The organism is Arthrobacter sp. 131MFCol6.1 (assembly GCF_000374925.1).
GTDB lineage: Bacteria > Actinomycetota > Actinomycetes > Actinomycetales > Micrococcaceae > Arthrobacter.
This window is the reverse complement of sequence record NZ_KB895542.1, coordinates 115,961-129,955: the sequence shown is the minus strand read 5'-3', so window position 1 is coordinate 129,955 and position 13,995 is coordinate 115,961. Positions and strand designations below refer to the sequence as shown.

The window sequence follows — 13,995 nt, the reverse complement described above, 5'->3', positions numbered from 1 at the left end:
CTGCCCGGACCGGTGAGGGTCCGGGCAAGCTCCTGGGCGCTGGAAAGCCTTAGACGCGGCGGCGCTTCGGCGGACGGCAGCCGTTGTGGGCGCTGGGGGTGACGTCCTGGATGGAGCCAACCTCGAGGCCAGCGGCCTGCAGCGAGCGGATGGCGGTTTCGCGTCCGGAACCCGGTCCCTTGACGAACACGTCAACCTTGCGCATGCCGTGCTCCTGTGCACGCTTTGCGGCGGCTTCGGCGGCCATCTGGGCAGCGAACGGGGTGGACTTACGCGAGCCCTTGAAGCCAACCTCACCGGACGAAGCCCAGGAGATGACAGCACCGTTCGGGTCCGTGATGGACACGATGGTGTTGTTAAAGGTGCTCTTGATGTGCGCCTGGCCAAGCGCGATATTCTTCTTGTCCTTCTTACGCGGCTTGCGAACCGCGCCACGAGTCTTCGGGGGCATTTTTTCTCCTACAGAAAGTTATCGGGGGAAGCTCCGTTGTTCCCTCATTTGCCGGATTCCCTGAAATCGCGCCAGCGATTTTAGGGGACAAATGAGGCTTAACGGGCCTTCTTCTTGCCGGCGACGGTACGCTTCGGACCCTTGCGGGTACGGGCGTTGGTCTTCGTACGCTGACCGCGTACGGGCAGGCCCTTGCGGTGACGCAGGCCTTCGTAGCTGCCGATTTCAACCTTGCGGCGGATATCAGCGGCCACTTCGCGGCGAAGGTCACCCTCAACCTTGTAGTTGCCTTCAATGTAGTCACGCAGCTCAACCAGCTGTGCGTCCGTCAGGTCCTTGACCCGAACGTCAGCGCTGATGCCGGTAGCAGCCAGGGTTTCGTGTGCACGGGTCTTGCCCACGCCGTAGATGTAAGTAAGCGCAATTTCCAGCCGCTTTTCGCGGGGAATGTCTACGCCAGCGAGACGAGCCATATTGGCAGTACTCCTTGTATAAACCGGAGGTCGTAGGCAGTACACCCGCACTTACAGTGCGGCCCCAGCCTCCGACCGGGGGTTAGCTGTCCGGGCTCAATACGTCCCAGTTCAGCTTGTGCTGCCTTTATTTACTTGCGTGGGTTAGCAACCCAGGGTTTCCCGTGAAGGAAATTAGCCCTGGCGCTGCTTGTGGCGCGGGTTCTCGCAGATCACCATGACCCGGCCATTACGGCGGATCACTTTGCACTTTTCGCAGATCTGCTTGACGCTCGGCTTGACCTTCATGGCGTTCCTTTGCGTGTTGCAGTTGGTCAGCTGGACCGGCCCTCGGCTGTCGCCCTGGCCGCCCAGTGTTTACTTGTAGCGGTAGACGATACGACCACGTGTCAGGTCGTAAGGGCTCAGCTCCACCACTACGCGGTCCTCGGGGAGGATCCTGATGTAGTGCTGGCGCATCTTTCCAGAGATGTGTGCCAGAACGATGTGCTTGTTGGTGAGCTCAACGCGAAACATCGCGTTGGGCAGCGCCTCGGTCACAACGCCCTCGATCTCAATGACCCCGTCCTTCTTGGCCATACCCTCCGCTAACTGTTGTTGCCGCAGCCTCCCGGTTTGCACCGGTCATGACCGCGGACGTTTTTGATTGATTGGTTGGTGCCACCCGACCCCAAAAGGGCACAACGGGGCAGACAACCAACAGACAACACTACGCCATCACGGCCCGATTGTTAAATCCAAAGTTAAATCCGCCTATCGTAGCGCACTCAGCGTCCGTACGCACCTAGCGTCCCGGCCGCCGTCGTCACTGCCTCCGCCTGCGAGATCCCGTCGAGGATGGCCAGCCGGACGACGTCGGCGGCCGCGCTCTGCAGGGTAATGAGGCTGATCTGCCGGGCCGTCGGGGTGCTGCGGTCGAGCGCGACGGCGCCCGTCGCCAGGGCGAACATGGTGTCGCCGTCGGCGAGGGTGTGGCTTGGATTCAGAGCCCGGGCCAGTCCGGCGTGGGCCGCGGAGGCCGTCCGTTTGCAGTCCGCCTTGTCCAGGACGGCGTCGGTGGCGACGACGACGAGTGTGGTGTTGGGGGGCGGGGGCTGCGACGGCGGAGCGCTGCCGGGTTCCGCCTGCTGCGGCCATGTGCCAAATGGAAGTCCCAGCGCGTTGACTACCGCTAGCGCCGCTACAACGACCCCATTGTCCAGGGTGAGGGAGGCTGTGCCCACTCCCCCTTTGTACGTGCCTCGGCCGATTGCTGCTCCTGTGCCGGCGCCGACGTTGCCGCGCTCGACCTCATGCCCTTCCGGCTGCCCGGCGGCGGCGGCCGTCGCCGCATAGCCCATCGCCTCGCCGGGGCGGGCGGAGAAATCGCCGCCGCGGCCCAGGTCAAAGATCGCGGCCGCCGGCACGATCGGCACAAGCCCGCCGGGGACCGGGAAGCCGCGGCCGTTCTCCTCGCACCAGCGCTGGGCGCCGTGCGCCGCGGCGAGGCCAAAGGCGCTCCCCCCGGTCAGGACCACGGCGTCCACGGTTTGGGACAGCGTGGTGGGATCCAGCGCGTCAGTCTCGTGCGTCGCGGGACCGCCGCCCCGGACGTCGACCGAGCCCACCGTCCCAGGCGGCGGGAGGACCACCGTCACCCCGCTCAGCCAGCCGTCGCCGGACTTCTGGACATGGCCTACCCGGATCCCGGCGACGTCGGTGATGGCTCCCGTTGCTCCCATGGCTCCATTGTGCGCCCCAGCTGTCCTGCGACACGCAAAATCCCTGGCGTTACCGGTATTCCGGTGTCGCCAAGGATTTTGCGCGTCACCAGAAACCTTGCGAGTCGCCGGGTGCTTCGGGCTTAGGGGATCGGGACGGGCACGACGCCGAGCGGCGCCAGTTTCGCCGCTCCCCCGTCCGGTGCCGAGAGGACCCAGATCCCCTTCTCGTGCACGGCGACCGAGTGCTCCCACTGGCAGGAGCGCTTGCCGTCCGTGGTGACAACGGTCCAGTCGTCGTCGAGGATTGCGGTGTCGATGCTGCCGCGGACCAGCATGGGCTCGATTGCGAGGCACAGTCCCGGGCGGATCTTCGGCCCGCGATGGCCGGTGCGGTAGTTCAGCACGTCCGGCGCCATGTGCATCTCGGAGCCGATTCCGTGGCCCACATAGTCCTCCAGGATGCCCAGCGGTTTGCCGGGCACGGAGGAGACGTAGTCGTCCACCGCGTTGCCGATATCGCCAACGAATTTTCCGGTGGCCAGGGCTGCGATGCCACGCCACATGGCTTCCTCGGTGACCTCGGAGAGGCGAACGTCCTCGGGATCGGCGGTGCCGACAACCACGGTCCGCGCCGAATCGGAGTGCCAGCCGTCCACGATCGCGCCGCCGTCGATCGAGATGATGTCGCCGTCCTGGAGCACCCGGCCGCCGGGGATGCCGTGCACCACCTCTTCGTTCACCGAGGTGCAGATCGTGGCCGGGAACCCGTGGTAGCCGAGGAAGTTTGACTTGGCGCCGGCGTCCTGGAGCACGGCGGCGAAGACCTCGTCCAGCCGGGCCGTGGTCACGCCGGGGGCCGCGGCGGCCACTGCCGCATCCAGTGCCCGGCTCAGGACCAGCCCGGCCTCGTGCATCGTGCGCATCTGGGCGTTGGTCTTGTATTCAATGCGTGCCTGGCCGAATGCCATCGCTACCTCAGTGTTTTCTCTCGCGGTCCGGGCGCGCTAGAACCCGGGCCTCCACCATGGGTCATCAACCCAAGTCTTCAAGCTCTATTCTCCCGCACCGGCTCAACGGTTCGGAACGGGCCCGCTGCGGGGCCGCCCACGTCGAAGGGCGCGTCCCGTACACGATGGTACGGAACGCGCCCTTCGGGAGTGCGCAAGTGGCACTGCAAGCGTGGATCAGTGGGTGTGGATCAGGCGGCCTGGGCCGACTTGATCGCTTCCATGACGCGCTCGGTGACTTCGTCGATGCCGCCGATGCCGTCCACCTGGGTCAGGATGCCGCGCTCGGCATACTTGGCCACCACGGGCTCGGTCTGCTCGTGGTACAGGTCCAGCCGGTGACGGATAACGCCTTCGTTGTCGTCGCTGCGGCCAGTTTCCTTGGCACGGCCCAGGAGGCGGGTGACCAGTTCCTCGTCGTCAGCGGTGAGCTGCAGCACGACGTCGAGCTTCTGGTCGGCGCCGGCGAGGATGTCTTCGAGGTAGTCCACCTGCGCGGTCGTGCGCGGGTACCCGTCGAGCAGGAAGCCTGCCTCCACGTCGTCCTCGCTGAGGCGGTCGCGCACCATTTTGTTGGTGACGCTGTCCGGGACGAAGTCGCCGGCGTCCATGTACTTCTTGGCTTCGACACCGAGCGGAGTCTCACCCTTGACGTTGGCGCGGAAGATGTCTCCGGTGGAGATCGCAACGACGCCGAGGCGTTCGGAAATGCGTTCCGCCTGCGTTCCCTTGCCGGACCCGGGAGGTCCGATAATCAACATTCTCGTCATCGCAAAAGCCCTTCGTAGTGACGTTGCTGTAGTTGCGCATCAATCTGCTTCACGGTCTCCAGACCGACGCCCACCATGATCAGGATCGAGGTGCCGCCGAACGGGAAGTTCTGGTTCGCGTTGATCAGGACCAGTGCAACCAGCGGGATCAGTGCCACGAAGCCAAGGTAGAAGGCGCCGGGCAGGGTGATCCGGGATAGGACGTACTGAAGATAGTCCGCGGTCGGTTTGCCGGCGCGGATGCCCGGAATGAAGCCGCCGTACTTCTTCATGTTGTCCGAGACCTCTTCAGGGTTGAAAGTAATCGCAACATAGAAGTAGGTGAAAAACACAATCATGGCGAAATACAGTGCCATATAGATCGGGTGGTCGCCCTTGGTCAGGTTGTTGTTGATCCACTCAACCCAGGGCTGCACCGGCTCGCCGGCCTTGGGCTGGTTGAACTGTGAGATCAGCCCCGGCAGGTACAGCATGGACGAGGCGAAGATGACGGGCACGACGCCGGCCATGTTCACCTTGATGGGGATGTAGGTGCTGGTTCCGCCGACCGTGCGGCGGCCGATCATCCGCTTGGCGTACTGCACCGGGATCCGGCGCTGGGACTGCTCCACGAAGACCACGAGGGCCACGGTGAGCAGGCCGATGATCAGGACCAGGAAGAACGTGCCGGGGCCCTGGGCCTTCCAGATCGCACCGAGCGAGCCGGGGAAGCCCGCGGCGATGGACGTGAAGATGAGCAGGGACATGCCGTTGCCGACGCCCTTCTCCGTCACGAGCTCACCCATCCACATGATCAGGCCGGTGCCGGCCGTGAGCGTGATGATGATCAGGACCGTGGTGACGATCGAGCTGTCCGGGATGATGGGCAGCTGGCAGTTAGGCAGCAACTGGCCGGACCGTGCCAGCGACACCAGCGTCGTGGCATTGAGCAGGCCGAGGGCGATCGTGAGGTAACGGGTGTACTGGGTCAGCTTGGACTGGCCCGAGGCGCCCTCTTCGTAGAGCTGCTGGAAGCGGGGAATGACCACCCGGAGCAGCTGGACGATGATACTGGCGGTGATGTACGGCATGATGCCGAGGGCAAAGATGGACACCTGCAGCAATGCACCGCCGCTGAACAGGTTGACGAGCTGGTAGATCCCGCCCGAGGTCTGACCGTTCTGCAAGCATTGCTGGACATTCTGGTAGCTCACACCAGGCGAGGGGATGAAGGCACCCAAGCGGAAGATTGTGATGATTCCCAGCGTGAACAACAACTTGCGTCGCAGATCAGGCGTGCGAAAGGCCCGGCCAAATGCGCTAAGCAAGCGTCCTCCTGAGTAATAAGTAAAGTCGTGTGAGACAGGTCAAATAAACCCAACAACCGAGTCTAACGGGTGGATGCGCCCGGCGAACAATCGGCGGGGCCGGGAAAATGAAAAAAACTCCCGGCACCGAGGGCGTGAGCCCCTGGTACCGGGAGTTTCAACAACGGGCAATTGCCCCGCCGCCTCGTTAGAGGGCGGTGGTGCTTCCGCCTGCTGCAGCAATCTTGTCAGCAGCGCTGGCCGAGAATGCGTGGACGGTGACGTCAACCTTGACGGTGATGTCGCCGGTGCCCAGCACCTTGACGGGCTGGTTCTTGCGAACGGCACCCTTTTCGACCAGGTTCTCCACGGTGACAGCGCCACCTTCCGGGAACAGCTCGTTGAGCTTGTCCAGGTTTACAACCTGGTACTCAACCCGGAACGGGTTCTTGAAGCCGCGCAGCTTCGGCAGGCGCATGTGCAGCGGCAGCTGGCCGCCGGCAAAGCCAGCCTTGATCTGGTAACGGGCCTTCGTACCCTTGGTACCGCGACCGGCGGTCTTACCCTTGGAACCTTCACCACGACCAACACGGGTCTTGGCGGTCTTGGCACCCGGGGCGGGACGCAGGTGGTGAACCTTCAGTGCGTTCTGCTTCTCAGCGGCGCCCTGTGCCTTTTCGGCGGTGTTCTTCTCTGCCATTTACTTCGCCTCCTCTACCTTTACCAGGTGCGGAACCGTGTTGAGCATCCCGACGGTCACGGCGTCGGCGGTGCGGACAACGGTGTGTCCGATCCGCTTCAGGCCGAGGGACCGCAGGGTGTCGCGCTGGTTCTGCTTGCCGCCAATGGCGGACTTGATCTGAGTGATCTCCAACTTTGCGTCGGAGACAAGCACGTTCTTAGCCATGACTCAGACACCTGCCTTCTGGTTCAGGAGCGCCTTGACCATTGCCGGCGGGGCGATCTCGTCGAGCGGGAGGCCGCGGCGTGCTGCCACTGCTGCCGGCTCTTCGAGGCGCTTCAGCGCGTCAACGGTCGCGTGAACGATGTTGATGGCGTTGGAAGAACCGAGCGACTTGGAGAGGATGTCGTGGATGCCCACGCACTCCAGTACTGCACGGACCGGGCCACCGGCGATAACACCGGTACCGGCGGAAGCCGGGCGCAGCATGACGACGCCTGCGGCGGCCTCACCCTGAACGCGGTGCGGGATGGTGCTGCCGATGCGGGGAACGCGGAAGAAGGACTTCTTGGCCTCTTCAACGCCCTTCGCGATAGCGGCAGGAACTTCCTTTGCCTTGCCGTAGCCAACGCCGACCATGCCGTTGCCGTCACCGACGACGACGAGGGCGGTGAAGCTGAAGCGACGACCACCCTTGACGACCTTGGAAACGCGGTTGATGGTTACGACGCGCTCTACGAACTGGCTCTTCTCGGCCTCGCGGCCGCCGTCACGGCCACCACGGCCGCCACGGTCGCCACGGCCCTGGCCGCGGTCGCCACGCTCGCCACGACGAGCGCCACCACGGCGGTCGTCAGTGGTAGCAGGCGCAGCGGTCTCAGTTGCCGGAGCAGCTACAGCTTCAGTCACCTGAATGTCCTTTTCGTTATTTTCGGTCACAGTGCCAGCCCACCTTCACGTGCGCCGTCAGCGACGGCGGCGATCCGGCCGTGGTACTTGTTACCACCGCGGTCGAAGACAACTGCTTCGATACCGGCAGCCTTGGCACGCTCGGCGACCAGTTCGCCAACGCGCTTGGCCTTGGCGGTCTTGTCACCGTCGAATGCACGAAGGTCGGCTTCCAGTGTGGAGGCGCTTGCCACGGTCAGGCCCTTGGTGTCATCGACAACCTGGACGAATACGTGACGTGCGGAACGGTTGACGACCAGACGCGGGCGTACAGCCGTACCGGAGATGCGCTTGCGGATACGAAGCTGGCGGCGGCTGCGCTGGGCAGACTTGCTCTTGTTCGTACGCTTCTTGTTAATTGCGATCGCCATGGTTACTTACCAGCCTTTCCGACCTTGCGGCGGATGACTTCGCCTGCGTAACGGATGCCCTTGCCCTTGTAGGGGTCCGGCTTCCGCAGCTTGCGAATGTTGGCAGCAACCTCGCCGACCTGCTGCTTGGAGATACCTGAAACAGAGAGCTTGGTCGGGGTCTCAACTGCAAAGGTGATGCCGTTCGGTGCCGAGACGTTAACCGGGTGGCTGTAGCCCAGAGCGAACTCAAGGTCAGAACCCTTGGCCTGGACGCGGTAACCGGTACCGACAATCTCAAGCTTCTTCTCGTAGCCTGCGGTGACACCCTGGATCATGTTGGCGATCAGGGTGCGGGTCAGGCCGTGCAGCGAACGTGAGGCGCGCTCGTCGTTCGGGCGGGCGACAGTCAGGGTGCCATCTTCCAGGGAAACCTCGATCGGGCTGGCCACAGTGTGGCTCAGCTCGCCTTTGGAACCCTTGACGCTGACGACAGAGCCGTCAACCTTGACCTCAACGCCGGCAGGAACGGTGATGGGGAGACGTCCAATACGTGACATTATTCTCTTCCTTTCCCGTTACCAGACGTAAGCGAGGACTTCGCCGCCCACGCCCTTCTTGCCGGCCTGCTTGTCAGTCAAGAGGCCGGAAGAGGTGGACAGGATTGCGACACCCAGGCCACCGAGCACGTGCGGCAGGTTGGTGGACTTTGCGTAAACGCGCAGTCCCGGCTTGGAAATACGACGAACGCCAGCGATTGAACGCTCGCGGTTCGGACCGAACTTGAGCTCGAGGGTCAGCTTCTTGCCAACCTCAGCGTCTTCTTCTTTCCAGGAGGCGATGTAACCTTCAGCCTTCAGGATGTCGGCAACGCGTGCCTTGAGCTTGCTGTACGGCATGGTCACGGAGTCGTGGTATGCCGAGTTAGCGTTGCGCAGACGCGTAAGCATGTCTGCGACGGGATCTGTCATTGTCATGTGGGCTCTTGCCCTTCCTCATAACGGTTTCCGCCGTGCCGATTGTCCCGAACAGAATTCGGAATAGAGCGCGGGCGGACCTTTTACGTAGCTAGATTAGTCTTCGGTCTTGAACGGGAAGCCAAGCGCCTTCAGCAGCGCGCGGCCTTCGTCGTCGGTCTTGGCAGTGGTCACGACGGTGATGTCCATACCGCGAACGCGGTCAATGGAATCCTGGTCGATCTCGTGGAACATAACCTGCTCGGTCAGACCGAAGGTGTAGTTGCCGTTGCCATCGAACTGCTTGCCGCTGAGGCCACGGAAGTCGCGGATACGCGGCAGGGCCAGCGTGACCAGACGGTCCAGGAATTCCCACATGCGGTCCCCACGCAGAGTTGCGTGTGCACCGATCGGCATGCCTTCGCGCAGCTTGAACTGTGCGATCGACTTGCGGGCCTTGGTTACCTGCGGCTTCTGGCCGGTGATCAGGGTCAGATCGCGGACAGCGCCGTCGATCAGCTTGGAGTCCTTGGCGGCATCTCCAACACCCATGTTCACAACGACCTTCACCAGGCGGGGAACCTGGTTGACGTTCTGGTACTTGAATTCCTCAGTCAGCGTGTTCTTGATGGAATCGGCGTACTTGGTCTTCAGACGAGGAACGATCTTGCTTGCCGGAGTCTCGAGAGTCTCAGTCATTAGATGTCCTTCCCTGAGCTCTTGGCCACGCGGACGCGCACTTCACGCTTCACGCCATCGCGCTCAACGGTCTCGGTGCGGAAACCGACGCGGGTGGGCTTCTTGGTGGACGGGTCAACCAGAGCCACGTTGGAGATGTGGATCGAAGCCTCGACGACCTCGATGCCACCGGTCTTGGTGCCGCGCTGCGACTGACCGACCTTGGTGTGCTTGGTTACGCGGTTAATGCCTTCAACCAACACGCGGTTGGTCTCCGGGTAAACGCGCAGAACCTTGCCCTGCTTACCCTTGTCGCCGCCGCGCTCAGCCTTGGCGCCAGTGATGACCTGAACGAGGTCACCCTTTTTGATCTTAGCCATGGACTAGAGCACCTCCGGAGCCAGAGAAACGATCTTCATGAACTTCTTGTCGCGAAGTTCACGACCAACCGGTCCGAAGATACGGGTACCGCGGGGGTCACCGTCGTTCTTCAGGATGACGGCTGCGTTCTCGTCAAACTTGATGTAGGAACCATCCGCACGGCGGCGTTCCTTCTTGGTACGGACGATGACAGCCTTGACGACGTCGCCCTTCTTTACGTTGCCGCCCGGAATTGCGTCCTTGACGGTAGCGACGATTACGTCGCCAATGCCTGCGTAGCGACGGCCAGATCCACCGAGAACGCGAATGGTAAGGATTTCCTTAGCACCCGTGTTGTCGGCGACCTTGAGTCGCGACTCCTGCTGAATCACTATTTACTCCTTGCGTCGCGCTGGTTCTCAGACCGAAAATCTTCCTACGGAATGAGCCTTGCGGAACGGTTGATCGGGGTGTCTCTTGACCTGCCTGGATTTTGCCAGACCAGGCCTAAACGCCCGTGCCAAAAACATTTGCTTCCCAGGCGGTTCCCGACGAGTCGGGGCGCAAGGGGGCACTATGCCGTGGCACGATTGTTTACGAGGTTGATGACGGCGCGCAAAAGGCGCCATACAAACTCAAAATCTTAGCACGTTTTGGGCGTATCCCCATATCACAGCCATGGCGCCTGCACACCCTCGGCCCGCGCAACAGCCGCCGCCGTCGTAAGCCTCCCAAAGGCTGCTCCGCGTGACGCGCCCCGCAAACGGCTGCGGCCGGGGCGCAGGCGGCCGGCTGCGGCTGCTGCCGGCAACGCGGAAGCCCCCGCTCCCCCAAAGGGGAACGAGGGCTTCTGCTGTATCACCAGGCACCAGGTGCAGGTGTTACTTGGCCTTCTCGAGGATCTCGACCAGACGCCACCGCTTGGTAGCGGAGAGCGGGCGGGTCTCGGCGAGGAGCACGAGGTCGCCGATGCCGGCGCTGTTCTCTTCGTCGTGAGCCTTGATCTTGGCGTTGCGGCGGATGACCTTGCCGTAGAGGGCGTGCTTCACGCGGTCTTCGACCTGGACAGTGATGGTCTTTTCCATCTTGTCCGAGACGACGTAGCCGCGCTTCGTCTTACGGTAACCGCGCTCGTCAGCCTTGGCTGCGTCGGAAACAGTTTCCGTCACGTTCTCGTCCTTTTCACTCACTTGGCATCCTCCTCGGATTCAACCGTTTCAGCCTTTTCGGCCTTCTTGGTTGCAGCCTTCTTGGACTTCTTCTCTTCCTTGGCTTCCACAACCGGTGCGGCAACCTCGGCACGAATGCCGAGCTCGCGCTCACGGAGAACGGTGTAGATGCGGGCGATGTCCTTCTTTACCGCGCGCAGACGACCGTGGTTCTCCAGCTGACCGGTGGCGGACTGGAAACGCAGGTTGAACAGCTCTTCCTTGGCCTTGCGGAGTTCTTCAACGAGACGCTCGTTGTCGAAACCGTCCAGCTGTGCGGATGCAAGTTCCTTGGATCCTACTGCCATTTCTACTCACCACCTTCGCGACGCACAATGCGTGCCTTCAACGGCAGCTTGTGGATTGCCAGGCGCAGGGCCTCGCGAGCTACCTCTTCACTGACACCGGAGAGTTCGAAGAGAACCCGGCCCGGCTTGACGTTTGAGACCCACCATTCCGGAGAACCCTTACCGGAACCCATGCGGGTTTCGGCCGGCTTCTTCGTCAGCGGACGGTCCGGGTAAATGTTGATCCAGACCTTTCCGCCACGCTTGATGTGGCGGGTCATCGCGATACGGGCAGATTCGATCTGACGGTTCGTGACGTAGGCCGGGCTCAGCGCCTGGATGCCCCACTCACCGAAGGAGACCTGGGTGCCGCCCGTAGCAGCGCCGGAACGACCCGGGTGGTGCTGCTTACGGTGCTTGACTCGACGTGGGATAAGCATTTAAGCCTGTCCTCCTTCTACTGCCGGTGCAGCTGCTGCTTCGACAGCCGGAGCTTCGGCGGCAGGTGCTGCCTCAGCTGCGGGGCGGTCGGGACGACGGCGGCGGTCACCACGGTCGGCGCCACCCGGGCGGCCCGGGCGGTCGCCGGCACGGCCACGGGACGGAGCAGCAGCTGCCTGCTGAGCCAGTTCCTTGGCAGTGACGTCGCCCTTGTAGATCCAGACCTTCACGCCGATGCGGCCGAAGGTGGTCTTGGCCTCGTAGAAGCCGTAGTCGATGTTCGCACGCAGGGTGTGCAGGGGCACACGGCCTTCGCGGTAGAACTCCGAGCGGGACATTTCTGCGCCGCCCAGTCGACCCGAGCAAGCGATCCGGATGCCCTTGGCACCGGCACGCTGTGCGGACTGCATGGCCTTCTTCATCGCACGGCGGAAAGCCACGCGGGAAGTCAGCTGCTCAGCAACGCCCTGGGCAACAAGCTGGGCTTCCATCTCGGGGTTCTTGACCTCGAGGATGTTCAGCTGTACCTGCTTGCCCGTGAGCTTCTCAAGCTCGCCGCGGATGCGGTCTGCTTCAGCGCCGCGGCGGCCGATGACGATGCCCGGACGTGCCGTGTGGATATCCACACGGACACGGTCGCGGGTGCGCTCGATTTCGACCTTGGCGATACCGGCGCGCTCCATGCCCGTGGACATGAGCTGGCGGATACGGATGTCTTCGCGAACGAAGTCCTTGTACCGCTGGCCGGCCTTGGTGCTGTCAGCAAACCAGTGCGATACGTGATCGGTGGTGATGCCGAGTCGGAACCCGTGCGGGTTAACTTTCTGTCCCACTTAGCGAGCCTCCTCTTTCTCCGGGGTAGCGACTACCACGGTGATGTGGCTCGTGCGCTTCTTGATCTGAAATGCACGACCCTGGGCTCGCGGCTGGAACCGCTTCATGGTCGGGCCTTCATCAACAAACGCTTCGCTGATGATGAGGTCACCTTCGTCAAACGCCACGCCGTCGCGGTCCGCGAGGACCCGGGCGTTGGAGATTGCCGACTGAACTACCTTGAATACCGGCTCCGAAGCTGCCTGGGGGGCAAACTTCAGAATTGCCAGAGCCTCATTCGCTTGCTTACCACGAACAAGGTTGACGACGCGCCGGGCCTTCATAGGCGTTACGCGGATGTGACGCGCAATTGCCTTGGCTTCCATTGCTTTCCTTCTCTCGTCTTTGACGTAAGTGCAGGCGCCTAGCGGCGCTTGCCCTTACGGTCGTCCTTGACATGGCCGCGGAATGTCCGCGTGGGAGCGAATTCGCCGAGCTTGTGCCCGACCATCGACTCAGTGACAAACACGGGGATGTGCTTGCGTCCGTCGTGTACGGCGATCGTGTGGCCGAGCATGTCGGGGACGATCATCGAACGGCGGGACCAGGTCTTGATGACGTTCTTGGTGCCCTTTTCGTTTTCCCTGGCTACCTTTACAAAGAGGTGCTGGTCAACGAAAGGACCTTTTTTCAGGCTGCGTGGCATGTGTCCAGGCTCCTATCGCTTGTTCTTGCCAGTACGACGGCGACGAACAATAAGCTTGTCGCTCTCTTTGTTGGGACGGCGGGTGCGGCCTTCGCGCTTACCGTTCGGGTTGACGGGGTGACGTCCACCGGACGTCTTACCCTCGCCACCACCGTGGGGGTGGTCAACCGGGTTCATGGCGACACCACGGACGGTCGGGCGAACGCCCTTCCACCGCATACGGCCGGCCTTGCCCCAGTTGATGTTCGACTGCTCGGCGTTGCCGACCTCGCCGACGGTTGCGCGGCAGCGCACGTCAACGTTGCGGATTTCGCCGGAAGGCAGACGCAGCTGGGCGAAACGGCCTTCCTTAGCAACGAGCTGGATCGATGCGCCGGCGGAGCGGCCCATCTTGGCGCCGCCACCCGGACGCAGTTCGACTGCGTGGATTACGGTACCGACCGGGATGTTGCGCAGCGGAAGGTTGTTGCCGGGCTTGATGTCAGCGTCGGCGCCGGCCTCTACGAAGTCGCCCTGGGACAGCTTGTTCGGGGCGATGATGTAACGCTTGGTGCCATCAACGTAGTGCAGGAGGGCGATCCGAGCCGTGCGGTTCGGGTCGTACTCGATTTCGGCAACGCGGGCGTTGACGCCGTCCTTGTCGTGGCGACGGAAGTCGATCAGACGGTACTGGCGCTTGTGTCCACCACCCTTGTGACGGGTCGTGATCTTACCGGAGTTGTTACGGCCACCCTTTTTCGGGAGGGGACGTACCAACGACTTTTCCGGCGTCGACCGCGTGATTTCAGTGAAGTCCGCTACGCTCGAGCCACGACGGCCCGGGGTAGTCGGCTTGTATTTACGGATTCCCATAATTTATTTCCTCGTTAAAGTGGT

General features: G+C 62.6%; 24 protein-coding genes. All 24 read right to left on the bottom strand.

Annotation, left to right across the window (positions count from 1 at the left end; translation table 11 throughout):
• Positions 1-49 precede the first annotated feature (49 nt).
• The 24 genes from rpsK to rplB all read right to left on the bottom strand — a co-directional run bounded on the left by rpsK (position 50) and on the right by rplB (position 13,971).
• Positions 50-451, bottom strand: a complete 402-nt coding sequence (rpsK, locus tag C566_RS0107350; RefSeq protein ID WP_018773682.1) for a 30S ribosomal protein S11 — start codon at positions 449-451, stop codon at positions 50-52.
• Positions 452-549: 98 nt separating this feature from the next.
• Positions 550-924 (bottom strand): 30S ribosomal protein S13, encoded by a 375-nt coding sequence (gene rpsM, locus C566_RS0107345; protein WP_003803743.1) that lies wholly within the window; start codon positions 922-924, stop codon positions 550-552.
• A gap of 174 nt (positions 925-1,098) precedes the next feature.
• On the bottom strand, positions 1,099-1,212 hold the full coding sequence (rpmJ, locus tag C566_RS0107340) for a 50S ribosomal protein L36 (RefSeq protein ID WP_009358722.1): 114 nt from the start codon (positions 1,210-1,212) through the stop codon (positions 1,099-1,101).
• A gap of 69 nt (positions 1,213-1,281) precedes the next feature.
• Positions 1,282-1,503 (bottom strand): translation initiation factor IF-1, encoded by a 222-nt coding sequence (gene infA / locus C566_RS0107335; RefSeq protein ID WP_009358723.1) that lies wholly within the window; start codon positions 1,501-1,503, stop codon positions 1,282-1,284.
• 188 nt (positions 1,504-1,691) lie between these two features.
• Positions 1,692-2,645: a P1 family peptidase gene (locus C566_RS0107330; RefSeq protein ID WP_018773681.1), complete on the bottom strand. Its 954-nt coding sequence runs from the start codon at positions 2,643-2,645 to the stop codon at positions 1,692-1,694.
• A 122-nt stretch (positions 2,646-2,767) separates the two neighbouring features.
• Positions 2,768-3,595 carry a type I methionyl aminopeptidase gene (gene map / locus C566_RS0107325; protein WP_018773680.1) on the bottom strand — a complete coding sequence of 276 codons (828 nt, stop codon included), beginning with the start codon at positions 3,593-3,595 and terminating at the stop codon, positions 2,768-2,770.
• Between the two features lie 230 nt (positions 3,596-3,825).
• Positions 3,826-4,395 (bottom strand): adenylate kinase, encoded by a 570-nt coding sequence (locus C566_RS0107320; RefSeq protein ID WP_018773679.1) that lies wholly within the window; start codon positions 4,393-4,395, stop codon positions 3,826-3,828.
• A 5-nt stretch (positions 4,396-4,400) separates the two neighbouring features.
• A complete protein-coding gene (gene secY / locus C566_RS0107315; protein WP_026266474.1) occupies positions 4,401-5,711 on the bottom strand; it encodes a preprotein translocase subunit SecY in 1,311 nt (436 codons plus the stop codon).
• A gap of 187 nt (positions 5,712-5,898) precedes the next feature.
• Positions 5,899-6,390 (bottom strand): 50S ribosomal protein L15, encoded by a 492-nt coding sequence (gene rplO, locus C566_RS0107310; protein ID WP_018773677.1) that lies wholly within the window; start codon positions 6,388-6,390, stop codon positions 5,899-5,901.
• Complete coding sequence (rpmD, locus tag C566_RS0107305) at positions 6,391-6,597, bottom strand: 50S ribosomal protein L30 (protein ID WP_018773676.1); 207 nt, start codon at positions 6,595-6,597, stop codon at positions 6,391-6,393.
• A 3-nt stretch (positions 6,598-6,600) separates the two neighbouring features.
• On the bottom strand, positions 6,601-7,281 hold the full coding sequence (gene rpsE, locus C566_RS0107300) for a 30S ribosomal protein S5 (protein WP_173403037.1): 681 nt from the start codon (positions 7,279-7,281) through the stop codon (positions 6,601-6,603).
• 26 nt (positions 7,282-7,307) lie between these two features.
• Entirely contained in the window at positions 7,308-7,691 is a 384-nt protein-coding gene (gene rplR / locus C566_RS0107295) for a 50S ribosomal protein L18 (RefSeq protein ID WP_018773674.1), read from the bottom strand.
• A 2-nt stretch (positions 7,692-7,693) separates the two neighbouring features.
• Positions 7,694-8,230: a 50S ribosomal protein L6 gene (rplF, locus tag C566_RS0107290; protein WP_011692797.1), complete on the bottom strand. Its 537-nt coding sequence runs from the start codon at positions 8,228-8,230 to the stop codon at positions 7,694-7,696.
• 18 nt (positions 8,231-8,248) lie between these two features.
• A complete protein-coding gene (gene rpsH / locus C566_RS0107285; RefSeq protein WP_018773673.1) occupies positions 8,249-8,647 on the bottom strand; it encodes a 30S ribosomal protein S8 in 399 nt (132 codons plus the stop codon).
• A 96-nt stretch (positions 8,648-8,743) separates the two neighbouring features.
• Positions 8,744-9,325: a 50S ribosomal protein L5 gene (gene rplE / locus C566_RS0107280; protein ID WP_018773672.1), complete on the bottom strand. Its 582-nt coding sequence runs from the start codon at positions 9,323-9,325 to the stop codon at positions 8,744-8,746.
• On the bottom strand, positions 9,325-9,684 hold the full coding sequence (rplX, locus tag C566_RS0107275) for a 50S ribosomal protein L24 (RefSeq protein ID WP_018773671.1): 360 nt from the start codon (positions 9,682-9,684) through the stop codon (positions 9,325-9,327). Before rplX ends, rplE begins: the two co-directional genes overlap by 1 nt.
• 3 nt (positions 9,685-9,687) lie before the next feature.
• Positions 9,688-10,056, bottom strand: coding sequence for a 50S ribosomal protein L14 (gene rplN, locus C566_RS0107270; RefSeq protein ID WP_003803789.1), 369 nt, complete (start codon positions 10,054-10,056; stop codon positions 9,688-9,690).
• A gap of 489 nt (positions 10,057-10,545) precedes the next feature.
• Entirely contained in the window at positions 10,546-10,854 is a 309-nt protein-coding gene (gene rpsQ / locus C566_RS0107265; RefSeq protein WP_018773670.1) for a 30S ribosomal protein S17, read from the bottom strand.
• The gene (gene rpmC, locus C566_RS23315) at positions 10,851-11,180 is read right to left on the bottom strand and encodes a 50S ribosomal protein L29 (protein WP_018773669.1); all 330 of its coding nucleotides are present in this window, start codon (positions 11,178-11,180) and stop codon (positions 10,851-10,853) included. The genes rpsQ and rpmC overlap by 4 nt, the downstream gene beginning before the upstream one ends.
• 2 nt (positions 11,181-11,182) lie before the next feature.
• On the bottom strand, positions 11,183-11,599 hold the full coding sequence (gene rplP, locus C566_RS0107255) for a 50S ribosomal protein L16 (RefSeq protein ID WP_018773668.1): 417 nt from the start codon (positions 11,597-11,599) through the stop codon (positions 11,183-11,185).
• The gene (gene rpsC / locus C566_RS0107250) at positions 11,600-12,433 is read right to left on the bottom strand and encodes a 30S ribosomal protein S3 (RefSeq protein ID WP_018773667.1); all 834 of its coding nucleotides are present in this window, start codon (positions 12,431-12,433) and stop codon (positions 11,600-11,602) included.
• On the bottom strand, positions 12,434-12,799 hold the full coding sequence (gene rplV / locus C566_RS0107245) for a 50S ribosomal protein L22 (RefSeq protein WP_003803798.1): 366 nt from the start codon (positions 12,797-12,799) through the stop codon (positions 12,434-12,436).
• Between the two features lie 38 nt (positions 12,800-12,837).
• A complete protein-coding gene (gene rpsS, locus C566_RS0107240) occupies positions 12,838-13,119 on the bottom strand; it encodes a 30S ribosomal protein S19 (RefSeq protein WP_018773666.1) in 282 nt (93 codons plus the stop codon).
• A 12-nt stretch (positions 13,120-13,131) separates the two neighbouring features.
• Positions 13,132-13,971 carry a 50S ribosomal protein L2 gene (rplB, locus tag C566_RS0107235; RefSeq protein ID WP_026266473.1) on the bottom strand — a complete coding sequence of 280 codons (840 nt, stop codon included), beginning with the start codon at positions 13,969-13,971 and terminating at the stop codon, positions 13,132-13,134.
• Positions 13,972-13,995: the final 24 nt, after the last annotated feature.